The 18,026-nt window shown below is 46.8% G+C and carries 11 protein-coding genes; 2 read left to right on the top strand and 9 right to left on the bottom strand.

What is annotated here, in order from left to right; translation table 11 throughout:
• Window positions 1-66: 66 nt before the first annotated feature.
• Together U9J37_RS14030 and U9J37_RS14025 are read left to right on the top strand one after the other, a co-directional pair.
• Window positions 67-2,475 carry a glycoside hydrolase family 94 protein gene (locus tag U9J37_RS14030; protein WP_005474317.1) on the top strand — a complete coding sequence of 803 codons (2,409 nt, stop codon included), beginning with the start codon at window positions 67-69 and terminating at the stop codon, window positions 2,473-2,475.
• 124 nt (window positions 2,476-2,599) lie between these two features.
• Window positions 2,600-4,012, top strand: a complete 1,413-nt coding sequence (locus U9J37_RS14025; RefSeq protein WP_005474260.1) for a phosphoglucomutase/phosphomannomutase family protein — start codon at window positions 2,600-2,602, stop codon at window positions 4,010-4,012.
• A gap of 74 nt (window positions 4,013-4,086) precedes the next feature.
• Here U9J37_RS14025 and U9J37_RS14020 read toward each other — a convergent pair whose 3' ends face one another.
• The 9 genes from U9J37_RS14020 to mrcB form a co-directional block, all read right to left on the bottom strand.
• The gene (locus U9J37_RS14020) at window positions 4,087-5,118 is read right to left on the bottom strand and encodes an ABC transporter ATP-binding protein (RefSeq protein ID WP_039477837.1); all 1,032 of its coding nucleotides are present in this window, start codon (window positions 5,116-5,118) and stop codon (window positions 4,087-4,089) included.
• A complete protein-coding gene (locus tag U9J37_RS14015) occupies window positions 5,118-6,743 on the bottom strand; it encodes an ABC transporter permease (protein WP_005474304.1) in 1,626 nt (541 codons plus the stop codon). The genes U9J37_RS14020 and U9J37_RS14015 overlap by 1 nt, the downstream gene beginning before the upstream one ends.
• Window positions 6,744-6,918: 175 nt before the next feature.
• Window positions 6,919-7,935 carry a Fe(3+) ABC transporter substrate-binding protein gene (locus tag U9J37_RS14010; protein ID WP_038137585.1) on the bottom strand — a complete coding sequence of 339 codons (1,017 nt, stop codon included), beginning with the start codon at window positions 7,933-7,935 and terminating at the stop codon, window positions 6,919-6,921.
• Window positions 7,936-8,096: 161 nt separating this feature from the next.
• On the bottom strand, window positions 8,097-9,326 hold the full coding sequence (locus tag U9J37_RS14005) for an ammonium transporter AmtB (protein WP_038137588.1): 1,230 nt from the start codon (window positions 9,324-9,326) through the stop codon (window positions 8,097-8,099).
• A gap of 35 nt (window positions 9,327-9,361) precedes the next feature.
• Window positions 9,362-9,700 (bottom strand): P-II family nitrogen regulator, encoded by a 339-nt coding sequence (glnK, locus tag U9J37_RS14000; protein ID WP_038137591.1) that lies wholly within the window; start codon window positions 9,698-9,700, stop codon window positions 9,362-9,364.
• A gap of 188 nt (window positions 9,701-9,888) precedes the next feature.
• Entirely contained in the window at window positions 9,889-10,260 is a 372-nt protein-coding gene (locus U9J37_RS13995) for a YacL family protein (protein WP_038137600.1), read from the bottom strand.
• A gap of 152 nt (window positions 10,261-10,412) precedes the next feature.
• Window positions 10,413-13,001 (bottom strand): bifunctional aconitate hydratase 2/2-methylisocitrate dehydratase, encoded by a 2,589-nt coding sequence (acnB, locus tag U9J37_RS13990; RefSeq protein WP_005475693.1) that lies wholly within the window; start codon window positions 12,999-13,001, stop codon window positions 10,413-10,415.
• A gap of 298 nt (window positions 13,002-13,299) precedes the next feature.
• A complete protein-coding gene (locus U9J37_RS13985; protein WP_043887358.1) occupies window positions 13,300-15,579 on the bottom strand; it encodes a patatin-like phospholipase family protein in 2,280 nt (759 codons plus the stop codon).
• Between the two features lie 79 nt (window positions 15,580-15,658).
• Complete coding sequence (gene mrcB / locus U9J37_RS13980; protein ID WP_322413842.1) at window positions 15,659-18,025, bottom strand: penicillin-binding protein 1B; 2,367 nt, start codon at window positions 18,023-18,025, stop codon at window positions 15,659-15,661.
• Window position 18,026 lies beyond the last annotated feature (1 nt).

Here is an 18,026-nt window from a genome sequence, read left to right as displayed (position 1 = left end):
TAACAGTTTTCACTAGCTTTAAAGTTTTGGCTACCAAAGTGGTAGCTTGGTAAAAAGGAAATTAACATGAAATACGGCTATTTCGATAACGACAATCGTGAATACGTCATCACTCGACCAGACGTACCTGCGCCATGGACAAACTACTTGGGCACAGAGAAGTTCTGTACAGTCATCTCTCACAATGCTGGGGGATACTCTTTCTACAATTCACCTGAATATAACCGTGTTACTAAATTCCGTCCTAACGCGACATTCGATCGCCCAGGACACTACGTTTACCTGCGTGATGATGAGACAGGTGACTACTGGTCAATCTCTTGGCAACCAGTAGCGAAAAGCCTAGACGAAGCAAACTACGAAGTTCGCCATGGCTTGTCTTACTCTAAATTTAAGTGTGAATACAACGGTATTGAAGCTGAAAAAACGCTGTTCGTACCAAAAGGCGAAGACGCAGAAATCTGGGATGTGGTGATTAAAAACACCTCAGATAAACCACGTACGATCAGCGCATTCTCATTTGTTGAATTCTCATTCAGCCACATTCAATCTGATAACCAAAACCATCAGATGTCTCTCTACTCTGCGGGCACCTCATACAACGAAGGCGTGATTGAGTACGACCTGTACTACAACACCAACGATTTCGAAGGCTTCTACTACCTAGCATCAACATTTGACCCAGATTCATACGACGGTCAACGTGACAGCTTCCTTGGTCTGTACCGTGACGAAGCAAACCCGTTAGCGGTAGAACAAGGTAAGTGTTTCAACACAGCACAAACGTGTTACAACCACTGTGGCTCTCTACATAAGCAATTTACTATCCAACCGGGTGAAGAAGTTCGCTTTGCTTACATTCTAGGTATCGGTAAAGGCAACGGTAAGCGTCTACGTGCTAAATACCAAGACCTTGCTGAAGTTGATAATGCGTTTGCGGGTATCAAAGCACACTGGGATGAGCGTTGTGGCAAGTTCCAAGTAAAATCACCAAACGAAGGTCTAGATACCATGATCAACGCTTGGACCTTATACCAAGCAGAAACTTGTGTGGTGTGGTCTCGTTTTGCTTCATTCATCGAGGTGGGCGGTCGTACTGGTCTTGGTTACCGCGATACAGCGCAAGATGCAATCTCAGTTCCTCATGCTAACCCTGCAATGACGCGTAAACGTATCGTTGACCTGCTACGCGGTCAGGTGAAAGCGGGTTACGGTCTACACCTATTCGATCCAGATTGGTTCGATCCAGAGAAAGCTGACGTTAAACCATCGAAATCACCAACCGTAGTTCCAACACCTTCTGATGAAGACAAGATCCACGGTATCGAAGACACCTGTTCTGATGATCATCTATGGCTAGTTCCAACCATCTGTAAGTACGTGATGGAAACGGGTGAGCACAGCTTCTTTGACGAAGTGATCCCTTACGCTGACGGTGGCGATGCAACGGTTTATGACCACATGAAAGCCGCGCTAGACTTCTCAGCTGAATACGTCGGTCAAACCGGTATTTGTAAAGGTCTGCGCGCAGACTGGAACGACTGTCTAAACCTAGGTGGTGGTGAATCTTCAATGGTGTCGTTCCTACACTTCTGGGCACTGCAAGAGTTCATCGACCTAGCGCAATACTTGGGTAAAGATGCAGACGTTGAGAAATACACGGAAATGGCAGCAAACGTTCGTGAAGCGTGTGAAACACATCTTTGGGACGACGAAGGCGGTTGGTACATCCGTGGTCTGACGAAAAATGGTGACAAGATCGGTACAGCGCAACAAGCAGAAGGCCGTGTACACCTAGAGTCAAACACACTTGCGGTACTTTCTGGTGCGGTATCTCAAGAGCGCGGTGAGAAAGCGATGGACGCAGTAGACGAGAACCTATTCTCTGAGTACGGCCTACACCTAAACTCACCATCATTCGCAACGCCAAACGATGATATCGGATTCGTAACTCGCGTTTACCAAGGCGTAAAAGAGAACGGCGCTATCTTCTCGCATCCAAACCCATGGGCATGGGTAGCAGAAGCGAAGTTAGGCCGTGGTGACCGTGCAATGAAGTTCTATGATGCACTAAACCCATACAACCAGAACGACATCATCGAAAAACGTATTGCAGAACCATACTCATATGTTCAGTTCATCATGGGTCGTGACCACCAAGACCACGGTCGTGCAAACCACCCATGGTTAACAGGCACATCTGGCTGGGCTTACTTCGCGGTAACTAACTTTATCCTTGGTGTGCGTACAGGCTTCGATGGTCTGACTATCGATCCTTGTATTCCAACGAGCTGGCCTGGTTTCGAAGTGACTCGTCAATGGCTAGGTGCAACGTACAACATCAAAGTGGTTAACCCTGATTCAGTAAGCAAAGGCGTTAAGTCGATTACCGTGAACGGTGAAGCAGTAAATGGTGTATCTGTGCCAGTTCAAGCGGAAGGTTCAGTAAACGAAGTTATCGTTACTCTAGGTTAATCATCTTTTAGGGGAGAGCTTCTCCCCTTTTGATTTATCCGATGCACTGAGTTTAATAAGTGCATCGGTTCGCTAGCAAAGATTTAAGAAGCGGCGGGATGCCGCTCTTATCGAGGATCGAATCATGATCAAATTTGGTACAGGCGGCTGGCGTGCATTTATTGGTGAGGAGTTCACCAAAGATAATGTACGTTTGGTGGCTCAAGCAGTCGCAAACATCACGAATAACGAATCGGTTGCTGATCGCGGCTTTGTGATTGGCTATGACCGACGCTTTCTTTCTGATAAAGCTGGTCGTTGGTTTGCTGAAGTTCTAGCAGCAAACGGCATTGTCGTTAGCTTTATCGACAAATTTGTCCCAACGCCTATCGTAATGTTTAAAGCGAAGGAAATGGGCTGCGCGTACTCGGCATGTATTACCGCATCGCACAACCCTGCCGATTACAACGGCATTAAAGTCTTCATTGAAGGCGGTCGTGACGCAGATGAAATCATCACCCAAAAAATCGAGTCACAAATCGCTACGCTAACTGCGCAAGAGGTAAAAAGCGTTGATTTTGAACAGGCAGTTGAAGACAAACTGATTCAAATCATCAACCCAATGAACGAGTTTGTAGACTCGATCATCGACTTTATCGACATTGAAGCGATCAAGAAGGCCAACTTACGCGTTCTTATCGATCCTATGTTCGGCGTTGCGAAAAACGCGCTGCAGACGGTACTGATCAATGGCCGCTGTGATGTTGACGTAATCAATGACGGCAAAAACCCAGACTTCGGTGGCTTAATGCCGTCACCAAGTGCAGCAACGCTTTATCGTCTCAAACATCTTGTCGCCGCCGAAGGCTACGATATTGGTATCGGCACCGATGGTGATGCTGACCGACTCGGAATCATTGATGAAAAAGGCAACTTTATTCACCCAAATGAAGTGCTCATTCTGTTGTACTACTACTTGTTAGAGTACAAAGGCTGGACGGGCTCGGTGGTTCGTAACATCGCTACGACGCATATTTTAGATAAAATCGCTGCAGATCACGGTGAAAAATCGTTCGAAGTTCCCGTTGGGTTTAAACACATCAGTTCACAAATGGAAGCTGACGATTCACTGATTGGTGGCGAAAGCTCGGGCGGTTTAACCATTCGTGGGCATATCAAGGGCAAAGATGGCGTATTTGCATCGAGCTTATTGGTCGAAATGATTTCTGTTACAGGCAAGAAACTATCTGAGTTGCTTGACGAAATTTACGGCAAGTACGGCTATGCCTATACAGCAGAGGGAGACTGTAAATTCAAACCAGCGGAGAAAGAGGCACTGTACAACAAAATCTACGTTGAGAAACAGCTGCCTGAGTTTGACTTTGAGATCGATAAAGTCAGCTATGAAGACGGTGCAAAAGTCTACTTCAAGAATGGCGGTTGGGTCATTGCTCGCTTCTCAGGCACAGAGCCTTTACTGCGTATCTTTGCCGAAATGGAAGATAAAGAAACTGCAGAATGTGTTCTTCAGCAAGTGAAAAACTTCTTGCAACTTTAACGGAGTGTCAACTCCGTCCCTATAGGTGAAGAACACTTGCCCAGCTTTCGAGCTGGGCTTTTTTATCTGGTTAACTAAAAAGCAAGGACCCCCTGCGTTTCAACCTTCACTGAGACCTGTTGACCGATTGTGAGTGGTTCTGCAGAGCTGGCGATCAACTTCTGGCCGCTTGCATCAATCACATAACGACAATGATCACCCATAAATTGCTGCTCAAGCACTGTGACACTGCTCTCTTCTGCTGCACTGATTTGTACATGTTGCGGACGAAGTAATAGTTCGCAATGCTCACCGATAGAGATGTCTTGTTGCGCCATCGCTTCTACCAAACCCAACTGCGTTTCGTACTCAGACTCTGATGCACGAGTCGCAGATAGGTAGCTTCCACCACCCAAGAAATCAGCAACGAACTTGCTAGAGGGTTGATAGTAGAGCTCACTCGCTGTGCCATATTGCTCAATCACACCGTGATTCATCACCGCCATCTTGTCAGCAAAGGCAAACGCCTCCTCACGACTGTGAGTCACAAAAATGGCCGTCACGCCCTGCTTTTTGAAGATTTTGCGGATCTCGCCAATCAGCTCATGACGAACTTGAGTATCAATGTTTGAAAATGGCTCATCGAGTAAGAGCAGATCGGGTTTGTACGCTAGCGAACGAGCGATAGCCACACGCTGTTGCTGGCCGCCGGAAAGTTGATGTGGGTAGCGTTCAGCATAACCATCAAGATGAACCAGCTCTAGCATCTCATTCACTTTTGACTGTTGCTGATCGTGCGGCAAATCACGCAGACCAAAGGCAACATTTTGCGATACCGTTAAATGAGGAAACAACGCGTAATCTTGAAAGATCATGCCAATGTTACGCTGCTCTGGTGGAAGCCAGTTTTTGCCATCATCAATCAGCATGCAGTTTAAGCTCATGGTTCCTGAGCTTAATGGCAACAAACCCGCGATGGCTTTCAATAATGTTGTCTTCCCGCAACCACTGGCACCCAGCAAACAGACGATTTCGCCTTGTTCCACTTCCAGCGACAATGACTCTAACACTGTAGTTTGCTCGTCATATTTGCACGTGAGGTTTCGAATCGATAATGCGCAGCTCATCAGTGTGAATGCTCCAGTGAACGGTTAACTATAACTAACGGGACTAAACCCACCAAAACGAGCAGCACAGCCGGCAACGCCGCTAGCTCTAAATGCTCATCAGAGGCAAAGTTATAAACATAGGTGGCGAGTGTTTCAAAATTGAAGGGACGCAACAACAGTGCAGCGTTTAGCTCTTTCATGGACTCAATAAACACCAGTAATGCCGCAATCAAGGCGCCACGGCGCACGAGTGGGAAATGCACGCGCCATAACATGGTGTTAGAGTTGCACCCCATGGTTCTCGATGCCATATCCAGCGACGGGGATACTTTACTCAAGCTACTTTCGACGCTACCAATCGCCACCGCAGAAAAGCGCACCACCATAGCAAAGATAATCGCAAACATAGAGCCTGAGAATATGAGCCCAGGACGTCCCCAATCCATCATTTTAGCCACATCGTTGACAAAATGATCCATAAATAGCACAGGAACCATTACCCCAATGGCTAGCACCGTACCCGGCACAGCGTAGCCCATCGAGGACAAACGCATGAAAGCAAGACTTTTTCTTCCTGGGCTTACACGCTGACAGAAATTCACAATCAATGCGACGAGAACACCAAAAAATGCAGCGGTCAAAGAGACATATAAGCTGTTCAACGCATACTCACGAAACTCAGCGGTCCAACTTTGAGCGAAGTATTTGTAGGCATAGATAATCAACTGACCGAGCGGGAATATAAACGCGATAGAGACCAAGCCCCAGCACCATGCCAACGCAAACCACTTTTTCCAACCAGAGAGCTGGTAACGGAAATCTTCTCGACTACTAAATTGATTTTGAAATAGCTTTTGCTTACGACGACTGTAGCGCTCTGCACTAAGAAGTAAAATGACAACCACCAGCATAATGGCAGAGATTTTCGCTGCCGCGGTCAAGCTAGAGTAGCCAAGCCAAGTATCATACACCGCCGTAGTCAGGGTATTTACCGCAAAATAGCTTACAGTGCCAAAGTCACCAATCGTTTCCATGGCGACCAAAGAGAGACCGACCGCAATTGATGGTCTAACAAGTGGCAGCGATATACGACGAAAGCTCTCCCAAGGTGAACATTTCAATAGACGTGCTGATTGGAGTAGTGACACGTTTTGTTCCATAAATGCCGCTCGGCACAGCAAATATACGTAAGGATAAAGAACTAATGAAAGGACGATAATGGCGCCAGTGAGAGTTCGAATATCTGGAAACCAATATTCTCCTGGCCCCCATCCTGTTAAGTCACGCAATAGGATCTGGACTGGGCCAGCAAAATCAAACCAATCGGTAAATATATAACCAACGATATAGCCAGGCATCGCGAGCGGTAGTACCAGTGCCCACTGGAGAACTCGTTCGCTCGGTAGGCGACACATTGCCATAAACCAAGCAGAAGGAATGCCAAGTAACAAAGACAATGTCATCGTCCCTAACACTAATACGATCGTGTTAAAGGCATAAGTGGGCATCACCGTCGACATCAAGTGAGAAAACAGTTCGTTTGTCTCACCGACTGCGGTTGTGAATATTGCCAAGATCGGCAAAACCAGTAGCAAAGCAAGCACTCCACTACTGGTTTTCCATAGGTAATTTTTTTCTTTCATCGCCTAATTACAACGAGGCCGTATGAAACATAAATGCAGTTGCAAATACATCTCATATCCCTTTAATAGTTTAGGGGTAGTTATACCCATAAAAACAAACAACCTCAAGTAACCCTGATAAAAGAGCGACTTGAGGCTGTATTCTAGCGAGGTTTATTGACCCGCTAAATGACTATTAAAGGTCGAATTTAACTTCGTCTAGAAGTTTGATTGCTGCTTCGTGATGATCAGCGATCTCGTCTAGAGAAATTGTATCTGCTTTGAAGTCACCCCAAGATGCTACTAGCTCAGAGCGCTTAACACCTTCTTTAACTGGGTACTCGTAGTTTACTTCTGCGTACATGCTTTGCGCTTTGTCACCAGATAGGAATTCCATCAGCTTCACTGCGTTCTCTTTATTTGGAGAGTACTTAGCCATCGCCATACCGGAGATGTTTACGTGAGTGCCTGTTGTCTTCTGGTTCGGGAAGTTGATGTAAACTGCATCTGCCCACGCTTTCTGCTCAGCGTCATTCACCATCTTACCTAGGTAGTAGCTGTTACCAAGAGAAACGTCACATAGACCTTCTTTGATTGCTTTAACTTGTGCACGGTCATTACCTTGAGGCTTGCGTGCTAGGTTTGCTTTAACGCCTTCTAGCCACTCTTTTGTCTCCGCTTCACCTTTGTGAGCAATCATTGAAGACACTAGAGATACGTTGTATGGGTGCTTACCGCTACGAGTACAGATTTTACCTTTGAATTCAGGCTTAGCTAGATCTGCGTAGTTGAACTCTTCACCTAGACGACCAACACGGTCACGTGAAGAGTAGACGCTGCGCGTACGAGTTGTTAGAGCAAACCACTCGTTTTCAGTGTCTTGGTATTGTGCAGGAATGTTCTTTTCTAGAACGTCACTTTGTACTGCTTGAACAAGATCTTTGTTAGTTAGCTCTGCTAGGCGGCTGATATCAACCGTAAGAATCACGTCAGCAGGGCTGTACTCGCCCTCTTGAGCCAACTTCTCTGCTAGACCTTTCTTAGCAAACTTCACGTTTACTTTGATACCAGTCTCTTTCGTGAACTCGTTGAACATTGGCTCAACTAGGAACGGCTGGCGGTAAGAGTATACGTTCACTTCTTCTGCTGCCATTGCTGCTGAAGGTGCAATTGTTGCACATGCTAATGCTGAAAGAGTTAGCAGTTTTTTCATTGGTTCAATCCTTTAGTATTCGTAATGATAACGTTTATCAGTTGCGTTATTATATTCATCATAGTTTAGAAAACAATGATGCGAAACAAAAAAACCTGCTCATCAGAGCAGGTTTTTGATAGTTTTATTTGTAAGTATTTGTTACGTCACATTTAGAGTTCTTACTTAACCGTGACAAATTCTGGGTAAGCACCAACACCACAGTCATGCATATCCATACCTTCCATCTCTTCATCTTCCGAAACACGAATACCGATGGTCGCTTTTAGTACCGCCCAAACCGCTAGGCTCGCACCGAACACCCAAGCAAAGATAACTGCCGCACCGAATAGTTGAGCACCGAAAGTCGCATCGCTGTTGCTTAGTGGAACAACCATTAAGCCGAAGAAACCGCAGACACCGTGCACAGAGATCGCACCTACTGGATCGTCAATCTTGAGCTTATCAAGGGCGATGATGCTAAACACCACGAGTGCACCAGATACCGCACCAATTGCCACAGCGTACAGCGGCGAAGGCGATAGAGGGTCTGCTGTGATAGCCACAAGACCTGCCAACGCACCGTTGAGAATCATGGTTAGGTCAGCTTTACCCCAAGTTGTTTTACAAACAAGTAGTGCTGCAATGGCACCGGCTGCCGCGGCTGCGTTAGTGTTCAAGAAGATTTGACCGACTGCTGTTGCGTTCTCGAAGTCTGACACCATCAGTTGAGAGCCGCCGTTGAAACCAAACCAACCGAACCAAAGGATGAAGGTACCCAAAGTTGCAAGCGGCATGTTTGAACCTGGAATTGGGTAGATTTCGCCATTTTTACCGTATTTACCTTTACGAGCACCCAGCAGCAGAACACCGGCTAGCGCTGCTGCTGCACCTGCCATATGAACAATACCTGAACCGGCAAAGTCACTAAAGCCAGCTTCTGATAGGAAACCACCGCCCCAAGTCCAGTAACCTTCCATTGGGTAAATAAATGCCGTTAACACTGCCGAAAAGATAAGGAATGACCAAAGCTTCATGCGCTCGGCAACCGCACCTGACACAACTGACATGGCTGTCGCAACGAATACCACTTGGAAGAAGAAGTCAGATTCTAGTGAGTGATCCGCTCCTTCGCCTTGAGTGCCAATTAATGCACCAAATGATGGCAACCAGCCGCCTTCACCATTGTCAACGTACATGATGTTGTAGCCAACGAGCAAGAACATGGTACAAGCAATCGCGTATAAGCAGATGTTCTTAGTTAAAATTTCTGTGGTGTTTTTTGAACGAACTAAACCTGCTTCTAACATGGCAAAGCCAGCGGCCATCCACATGACCAACGCACCTGAAATGAGGAAGAAAAAAGTGTCTAGTGCGTAACGCAGTTCCGTTACTGTTGTCGTTAATTCCATCTTATTGTCTCCAGTCCTTCGAATTCTTATCGCTGTTAAAGCGCTTCTGCATCCATTTCGCCAGTACGAATTCGTACCGCTTGGCTCAAGTCGTATACAAAGATTTTTCCATCTCCGATTTTTCCAGTGTGCGCCGCTTTAGATATCGCTTCGATAACGCGATCGACATTCTCTGCTTGAGTTGCTATCTCTAGTTTTACTTTTGGTAAGAAATCCACTTGATATTCTGCACCTCGGTAAAGCTCTGTATGCCCTTTTTGACGACCAAAGCCTTTAACCTCTGATACTGTCATCCCTTCGATGCCGACATCGGCCAATGCCTCACGTACATCGTCTAATTTGAACGGTTTGATAATCGCATTTATAAGTTTCATCGCATCCTCTCTGAAGCTGTCTTCCTTTTGTCTTATACAATCCAAGGTATGTGCCAACTTTTTAACTTATTGATTACTATGAAATTTAACTTTAATCAGCTGCTGAAATGCAAAAAGGGCGCACCGATATGGTGCGCCCTTTTCCCAATATTAAAGCAAGGTGGTCAAACCTCACCAATGCTGTGCATTTACTTTGTGGTTAGAAACTCTTTCCATTGTTCGATGAGTGCTTCAAAGTCTTCCAACCCACAACTTGCTGTACTTTCGCTGTCATAAAAGTCGAACTCACTCCCCGACTCCATCTCATCACCATGAGTCAGTACATTCTCTTGAACGATCACCTCGTCTCCCTGAATGTTGACGCTGATCTCAGTACCAAGAAGTAGATGTTCTTTTTGCGGTTCCATCCGAGCTTGGTCCGTTAACTGTTCAACTTGAGCTATCTTGTCCCAATCCTTGCCAACTTCTTCTTGCAACCAACGCCCGACAATTTCATGCCCCATGCTCGACTTGACGTAATACTCTCCCATTAATGTATTACGAATGAATTCAAACTCCATAACACGCCTTTTGCCTTCTAGCCTGCATAATGGGCGGCAGTATACAGACTACTGAACGATGACGCGATAGAGACGCAACCGAACCCAACATAAAAAAGCGCCCACCGATAGGTGAGCGCTTTTTTATCAATCACTTACAAGGCTAGCGCAATTTATGCTGGCTCTTGGAAGATCACTTGTGCCGCTTTCTTAGTGTACTGTTCCATTTTGTGGAAGTTTAAGTAGCGGTATGTATCTGCTGCTGTCGCATCGATTTGCTTCGCGTATTCCAAGTACTCTTCCTTCGTTGGAATCTTACCTAGAATTGCACCTACTGCTGACAGCTCAGCAGATGCTAGATAAACATTAGCACCGGTACCTAAGCGGTTCGGGAAGTTACGCGTTGATGTCGACATTACAGTTGCTTTGTCTGCCACGCGCGCTTGGTTACCCATACATAGCGAACACCCAGGAGTTTCGATACGAACACCAGCGCGGCCGTAAATCCCGTAGTAACCTTCTTCTGTCAATTGATCGCGGTCCATCTTCGTTGGTGGCGCGACCCATAGACGTGTATCGAGTGAACCACCCCACTGCTCTAGCAGCTTACCCGCCGCACGGAAGTGACCAATGTTAGTCATACAAGAACCGATGAAGACTTCATCAATTTGTGTGCCTTGAACCTCAGACAGAAGACGAGCATCATCTGGATCGTTTGGTGCACATAGGATAGGTTGATCAATCTCAGCCAAGTCGATTTCAATGATGTGTGCATATTCTGCATCCGCATCCGCTTCCATCAACTCTGGGTTTGCCAACCACTCTTCCATCGCCGTGATACGACGCTCGATAGTACGACGGTCACCGTAACCTTCCGAGATCATCCACTTAAGCATAGTGATGTTTGAGTTTAGGTATTCTTCGATAGACTCTTGAGACAGTTTCACTGTACAGCCTGCCGCAGAACGCTCTGCTGAAGCATCAGACAGCTCGAATGCTTGCTCAACGGTTAGGTGCTCAACACCTTCGATTTCTAGTACGCGACCAGAGAATTCGTTGATCTTACCTGCTTTCTCAACCGTCAATAGACCTTGTTGGATTGCGTAATAAGGAATCGCATGCACAAGGTCACGTAGCGTGATACCCGGCTGCATTTCACCTTTAAAGCGCACCAAAATTGACTCTGGCATATCCAATGGCATTACCCCAGTCGCCGCTGCGAACGCAACCAAGCCAGAGCCTGCTGGGAATGAGATACCGAGAGGGAAACGAGTATGCGAGTCACCACCCGTACCTACCGTATCCGGTAGAAGCATACGGTTTAGCCATGAGTGGATTACACCATCACCTGGGCGAAGCGATACACCGCCACGGTTCATAATGAAATCAGGTAGTGTGTGGTGCGTGTTTACATCGACTGGCTTTGGATACGCAGACGTGTGACAGAAAGACTGCATCACAAGATCAGCAGAGAAGCCCAGACACGCAAGGTCTTTAAGCTCATCACGAGTCATAGGACCGGTTGTATCTTGAGAACCTACTGTGGTCATCTTAGGCTCACAGTACTGACCTGCACGCACGCCTTCAACGCCACATGCTTTACCCACCATTTTCTGAGCAAGCGTGTACCCTTTGTCAGATGCAGTAGGATCAATCGGCTTAGCAAATAGGTCTGTTTCACCTAGACCAAGAGATGCACGAGCACGGCTTGTTAGACCACGACCGATGATCAGTGGAATACGGCCACCAGCACGAACTTCATCAAGCAGTACTTTGCTCAGTTCAAAGCTAGAGATTTCTTCGCCATTTTTACGGACAACACCTTCATATGGGTAGATGTCGATCACGTCACCCATGTTCATCTCTTGAACGTTCAGTTCAATAGGTAACGCACCTGAATCTTCCATTGTGTTGTAGAAGATAGGAGCAATTTTACCGCCGAGACAGATACCACCAGTGCGCTTGTTTGGTACGAATGGGATATCTTCACCCATAAACCAAAGCACTGAGTTAGTCGCAGATTTACGAGAAGAACCTGTACCTACAACGTCACCAACGTAAGCCAGTGGAATACCGTCTTTTTGTAGTTCTTCAATTTGTTTAATTGGGCCAACACTGCCTGGCTGGTCTGGGTTAATACCCTCACGCTCCATCTTCAGCATTGCTTTCGCGTGTACTGGAATATCTGGGCGAGACCACGCATCTGGTGCAGGCGATAGGTCATCGGTGTTCGTTTCACCGGTCACCTTGAATACTTTAACCGTGATCTTTTCAGCAACTTTCTCTTTCGTGGTAAACCACTCAGCGTCTGCCCAAGATTGTAGGACTTGCTGAGCAAATTCATTACCTGCTTTGGCTTTTTCTTCTACGTCATAGAAGGCATCAAACATCAGTAGCGTGTGAGATAGTGCTTTCACAGCGATAGGCGCTAGGGCTGCATCGTCCAACAGAGCGATGAGTGGCTCAATGTTGTAACCACCTTGCATTGTGCCTAATAGCTCAGCTGCTTTCTCTTTGCTCACAAGTGGTGACGATACCTTACCTTTTGTGATTGCAGTCAGAAAGCCGGCTTTTACGTAAGCCGCTTCGTCAACACCTGGTGGGATGCGATTCTCAAGTAGGTCAAGAATGAACGCTTCTTCACCTTGTGGGGGATTTTTAAGAAGTTCCACAAGGCCTGCAACTTGCTCGGCATCTAGTGGTTTAGGAACAACTCCTTCGGCAGCACGCTCTGCGACGTGTTTACGGTAGGCTTCAAGCACGACTTTTTCCTCTCATTGCGGTTCCTCCCTCTTATTACTATTTATTCAAAAATATAAGGGAGTGAACATCCTTGGAAACTTGGCTCTCCTTGCCATATTTTTCATTCAGTTCTGAGTGAGAAACAGCGCCAGAGAGGCCAAACTGTGGGCGGTAGAATAGCAAATTTAACGTTAAATTAAAATCTCATCATTTTGACCAACATAGCAACTTAAGACTAAAGTTTTATGATTTTTATGCACTAAATCCTTTGATTCTCACAAGTTAAGAATCGCAATTGTGCATCTCTTTAGCCCGTTTTTACTTAAATGTTGTGCCAATTATTAGGTAGAAAGAATCATAGTTTCTTTCGGTTCGACCATAACCAAACATAATGGGTCCTACGGGTGAGTCAACACCAGCAAAGACAGAGCCTGCCATATACAAAGGCAGATCATTGTAGTCCAAGTCTGGATCAGACCAGACACCACCGTATTCGGCGGAAGCGCCAATATAAAACGGTGAGGTAAACAAGCCAAAATCGTTGTCAAACCATCGATATCGATAGACCACGCTACCAAAGGCTTTGTTTTGGCCGATCAAACTATTACGAGGAATACCAGACAAATGCAGGAAACCGCCGATTTCTCGCGGATCAATCGGTACTGATGAGTTTTTACTGGTGACAACACCGATGTCCAAATTTGCGACCAAAGTATGTCTTGAAAAGCTGTGCGCCGCCTTCAACACACCACTCATCTCATACGATGTGTCTTCGACCCTTTGATCGGTCACCAACTCTGTTGTTCCAACACTTTTATCGCGAGATATCAGATAATTGAGATCTAAATAGATCCCTTCTGTGGGCAAACTAAAGCTGTCTAAGGTGTCAATTCGATAATTGGCAAATGCCCCCAACCGCTTAAATTTTACATCTCCTAATAAAGGCAAACTGGACAGCTCACCGTCACCATCGGTGTATCGGACACCAAACTTTAGTTCTCGCCATAGCGTTTGCTGATAGCCGATGGCCGCTTCCGCTACCCATTCGGTGTAAGAAACGGGCAAATAGTTTTCAGTTGCTTCTAACGAGGTGTCCTCAAACCCTGTGAAAGGGGCATTGCGCTTTTCTTTGGTGTAGGCCAACTTAAATGTGGTAAACGTCTTCTGTCCAGAGAGAAACGGGCTGTACAGCTCTCCCTCGATCATCTTGTCAGTACCCATTTCAAGGTTGGTTCGAAGCTCGGCCCCATGCACATTCAAATCGGTAAAATTAGTCGACATACCAATTGAGTACTGACTGTCGGTACTAAAATCATCTTCAAGGAAAAAGCGGAAGTTGACGTAGTTTGGTCCCCAGGATTTTTCATCCACATCAATGACCAGAGTGTCGTTACCGTCTACCTCATCATAACGATACGAGACAAGTTCAAAGCGATCGAGCGCATACAAATCCTGCACACTTTGCTCAATCTCTTTCGTTGAATAAGTGTTGCCAGGCTCCAATGCCAAGCGGTTTTCCAATAACTTTTTGCTGTAGTGACTGTTGTTATTAATGACGATATCTTCGACGGCTATTTCATCGCCATAACGAAGATTTCTGCGCGCATCTTCTTTGTCATCCACATATTTTTGGTAGTCTGCTGAAGATAAACTGTAGCGCTTAATCAAGTCACGATTTTGCATGGCGGCTTGGTAGCCTTTGCGAAAGGCTTCAGGCATCTTATCGAACTCGGTGGTCTCCATGTCACCCACATCCGGTCGTAAGAACACGTCGTCGTCAGTGAGGGTTTCGGCTTGACGGTTGGTCGTGCTACGAACCAGATAGTTGGACAATTGATCCGCCACAGTCAGAAAAGTAGTGAAGTCATCTTCTTCTTTGTAGTCGGTGCTGATATCCACCGCGATCACAACGTCTGCACCAAGTTCACGTGCAACGTCTACGGGCATATTGTTAGTCACTCCGCCATCGACCAACATGCGACCATTCACTTCATACGGAGGGAGTGCTCCTGGGACCGACATACTCGCCATCATGGCATCAACCAAATAGCCATTGCCGATAATGACCGGTTCCAGCTCGATAATATCGGTTGCGACAGAGCGATAAGGAATGGCTAAATCATCAAAAGAGACGAAAGGCGGTAAGTTTCCCGTTGTTTCGCGCAAAATCTTGAGCATCCCCTGGCCTTGCACAATACCACGCGGAGCCCGCATTTCTCCCCAACGCAAACCAAGATCGGTGGTCAGTTGGTAGCGGTCTTCATACTCTTTATCACGCACCCGTCGTTCACTGCGATTCACGCGGTCGCGATAACCAGTGTTCCAGTCAACCGTATCGATGAAACTTTCAATTTCATCAGCGCTCATCCCCGTGGCGTACAAACCACCCACATATGCGCCCATACTGGTACCAGTAATAAAATCAACCGGCACTCGCATCTCTTCCAGAGCCTTTAAGACACCAATATGCGCAGCACCTTTTGCTCCACCACCCGCCAACACCACTGCGACTTTTGTGCGCGGTTCTGAGTGTTCGCTTTCTTGATATTCGGACTGCGCCAAAGCAGACACTGACCACAAGCCAGCCAATAACAACATAGCCAGTTTTTTCACACTAAAATCCTTTTGCTAATGAAGTGATGGAGCGTTAATCGAGTCTATTCTTATAACCCACTGATTACCATGTGAATAGTTTTTTTATCCATTGCGCAGGTTGATCATCACACTGTTGTTTGAATTTTCCGTTTGCATCCCAGATAGGCAATTTAAACGAGTTTTGACAATCGAGTTGCAAGTTCCCTTGGGCAGATTTGGCGAACCCTACCGTGCTAACATTCTGCGGCCAAGGTAGTGTTAGCTTCTCAGGAATGCGGTGCTTCAGGTATTCGGCATACACTCGCAACGCGCCACTTGAGCCTGTCAGTTTGGTTGGTTTGTTATCGTCTCGACCAAGCCAAATCGTCGTCACTTCGCGACCATCAACACCGACAAACCAACTGTCGCGAGTATCGTTACTGGTCCCAGTTTTGCCAGCAAGAGCCGCCCAGCCAAATTGACTATTGAGATAACGCCCCGTGCCTTCCAAAACTCCACGCTTCATCGCGTAGGTGGTGAGCCAAGCGGCTTGTTGATCGACCGTTTGTGACGATCGCGGTAGAGATTGGAATAGCACCTGACCATCAAGATCAACCACAGAGCGAAGTGCCGAAAGCTCAGCGCGACGCCCTGAGTTAGTCAGCGTTTGATACATCTGCGCCACCTGGAACGGCGTCAGAGTAAACGAGCCCAAAAACATCGAGGGCACCGGACGTACTTCGTTTCTGTCCACACCGAGTTTTTCTAGCGTATCGACGACGCTCGGAATGCCAAGCTGCATACCCAACTGAACCGTCGGCACATTGAGTGACTTCGCCAACGCCATGTAGAGTGGAACATCGCCACGGAATTTTCGATCGTAGTTGCGAGGGGACCAAACGGAGCCTTTGCTGCCTTTTAAGCTCAGCGGTTTATCATTCAAAGTGGTCGCGAGATTATACTTATCCGGTTGCTCTAAGGCCGTTAAGTAGACCGCCGGTTTGGCCAGTGAGCCGATTTGTCGACTGGCATTTAGCGCTCGGTTAAATCCATCATAACCGGTTCGTTTACCACCTACCATCGCACGGATTTCACCGGTATGACGATCCACTGCAACCGCCGCGCCCTCCAGTGATTTACCCGCAACTTTACCTAGCTCGGGGACTTTCTTGGCAATGGCGGCTTCTAACTCTTGTTGCGACACAGGGTCGAGCGACGTAAACACTCTCAGACCGACATCCGATTGAAACGCATCACCGACTTTTTGGTTGAGTTCGATTTTAAGTTGCTGGAAATACGCAGGCTGCCGGCTCGCGATACGTGGATTGTCTTGGATATCAAGCGGTCTATCCGCAGCCATTTCAAACTGATTGGCACTCAAGATACCTTGCTGCATCATCAAGCGCAGGACGAGATCGCGTCGTTCTTTCGCTCGTTCAGGAAAGCGCACTGGATTGTAATACGACGGTCCTTTAACCATACCGACTAGCAGCGCAAGCTGGTCAATACGAAGCTCTTGGATGGGCTGACCAAAATACAGACGCGATGCCAAACCAAACCCGTGGATGGCCTCACCACGGCTCTGACCTAAATACACTTCGTTCAAATAAGCTTCAAGAATACGATCTTTGCTGTATCGATAATCGAGAATCAGCGCAATGTAGGCTTCACGAACTTTACGCCACAAGGTTCGGTCGCTAGAAAGGAAGATGTTTTTCGCTAACTGTTGAGTTAACGTCGAGCCGCCTTGTACTGTACGACCCGCTTTTACGTTGGCCACCAATGCCCGCGCAATCGCTAAGGGTGACACGCCATCATGTTGGTAGAAGTTTCGATCTTCTGTCACAAGAAGCGCATCGACCATCACTTCAGGGAACTGGTCACGACGCAAAAACAGTCGTTGCTCATCATGATTTTTTTCTAGCATACCGAGCATTTTCGGCTCAATACGAAGGTAACCCATGTCACCTTTTTGCTCGAGGGACTCAATACGCGTTAACTCGCCTTGATTGAAATGCAGCATCACATGACGATCTGGCTCTGGTCCATCCGTAAACTCGAACGGACGACGGATTAACTCTATTTTGGTCGAAGAGGACGAGTACTCACCGGGATAACGAGGTTGACGCACTTTTCGATAATTCAGCACATCCAACTCATTACGCACTTCTTGAATGGAAATCGCGTCTCCGGGTGTTAAGTGTAAAATACGCGCGTAAACCACTGTCGGTAAGTCAAACAATTGCCCCTCAAAACGCTGTTTGACCACACTATCTAAATAGATGCCGACAAACAGTAAAACGGCCAATCCTGCTAGCCCCAACTTCCAACTGATTCCCCACAAGGTTTTCAACCATGTTCGCTGAGCTTTGGCTTTTGGCGCGCGTTTTTTTGTCGTACTGGCACGCTTGCGAGCAGGCTTTTTGGTCGTTTTCGCTTTGCTGCTCATAGTGGTGTTTTTCTTGGTCATG

The organism is Vibrio sp. 16 (assembly GCF_963681195.1).
In the GTDB taxonomy this organism is placed as follows: Bacteria; Pseudomonadota; Gammaproteobacteria; order Enterobacterales; family Vibrionaceae; genus Vibrio; species Vibrio sinaloensis_D.
Note: the sequence above shows the minus strand (reverse complement) of the source record. Positions and strands in the feature narration are given on the sequence as shown.

Bases quoted from the DNA above. Each gene is read 5' to 3' on its own strand.
- U9J37_RS14030 (WP_005474317.1), top strand. From the start codon at position 67: ATGAAATACGGCTATTTCGATAACGACAATCGTGAATACGTCATCACT.
- U9J37_RS14025 (WP_005474260.1), top strand. From the start codon at position 2,600: ATGATCAAATTTGGTACAGGCGGCTGGCGTGCATTTATTGGTGAGGAG.
- U9J37_RS14020 (WP_039477837.1), bottom strand. From the start codon at position 5,118: ATGAGCTGCGCATTATCGATTCGAAACCTCACGTGCAAATATGACGAG.
- U9J37_RS14015 (WP_005474304.1), bottom strand. From the start codon at position 6,743: ATGAAAGAAAAAAATTACCTATGGAAAACCAGTAGTGGAGTGCTTGCT.
- U9J37_RS14010 (WP_038137585.1), bottom strand. From the start codon at position 7,935: ATGAAAAAACTGCTAACTCTTTCAGCATTAGCATGTGCAACAATTGCA.
- U9J37_RS14005 (WP_038137588.1), bottom strand. From the start codon at position 9,326: ATGGAATTAACGACAACAGTAACGGAACTGCGTTACGCACTAGACACT.
- glnK (WP_038137591.1), bottom strand. From the start codon at position 9,700: ATGAAACTTATAAATGCGATTATCAAACCGTTCAAATTAGACGATGTA.
- U9J37_RS13995 (WP_038137600.1), bottom strand. From the start codon at position 10,260: ATGGAGTTTGAATTCATTCGTAATACATTAATGGGAGAGTATTACGTC.
- U9J37_RS13985 (WP_043887358.1), bottom strand. From the start codon at position 15,579: ATGTTGTTATTGGCTGGCTTGTGGTCAGTGTCTGCTTTGGCGCAGTCC.
- mrcB (WP_322413842.1), bottom strand. From the start codon at position 18,025: ATGACCAAGAAAAACACCACTATGAGCAGCAAAGCGAAAACGACCAAA.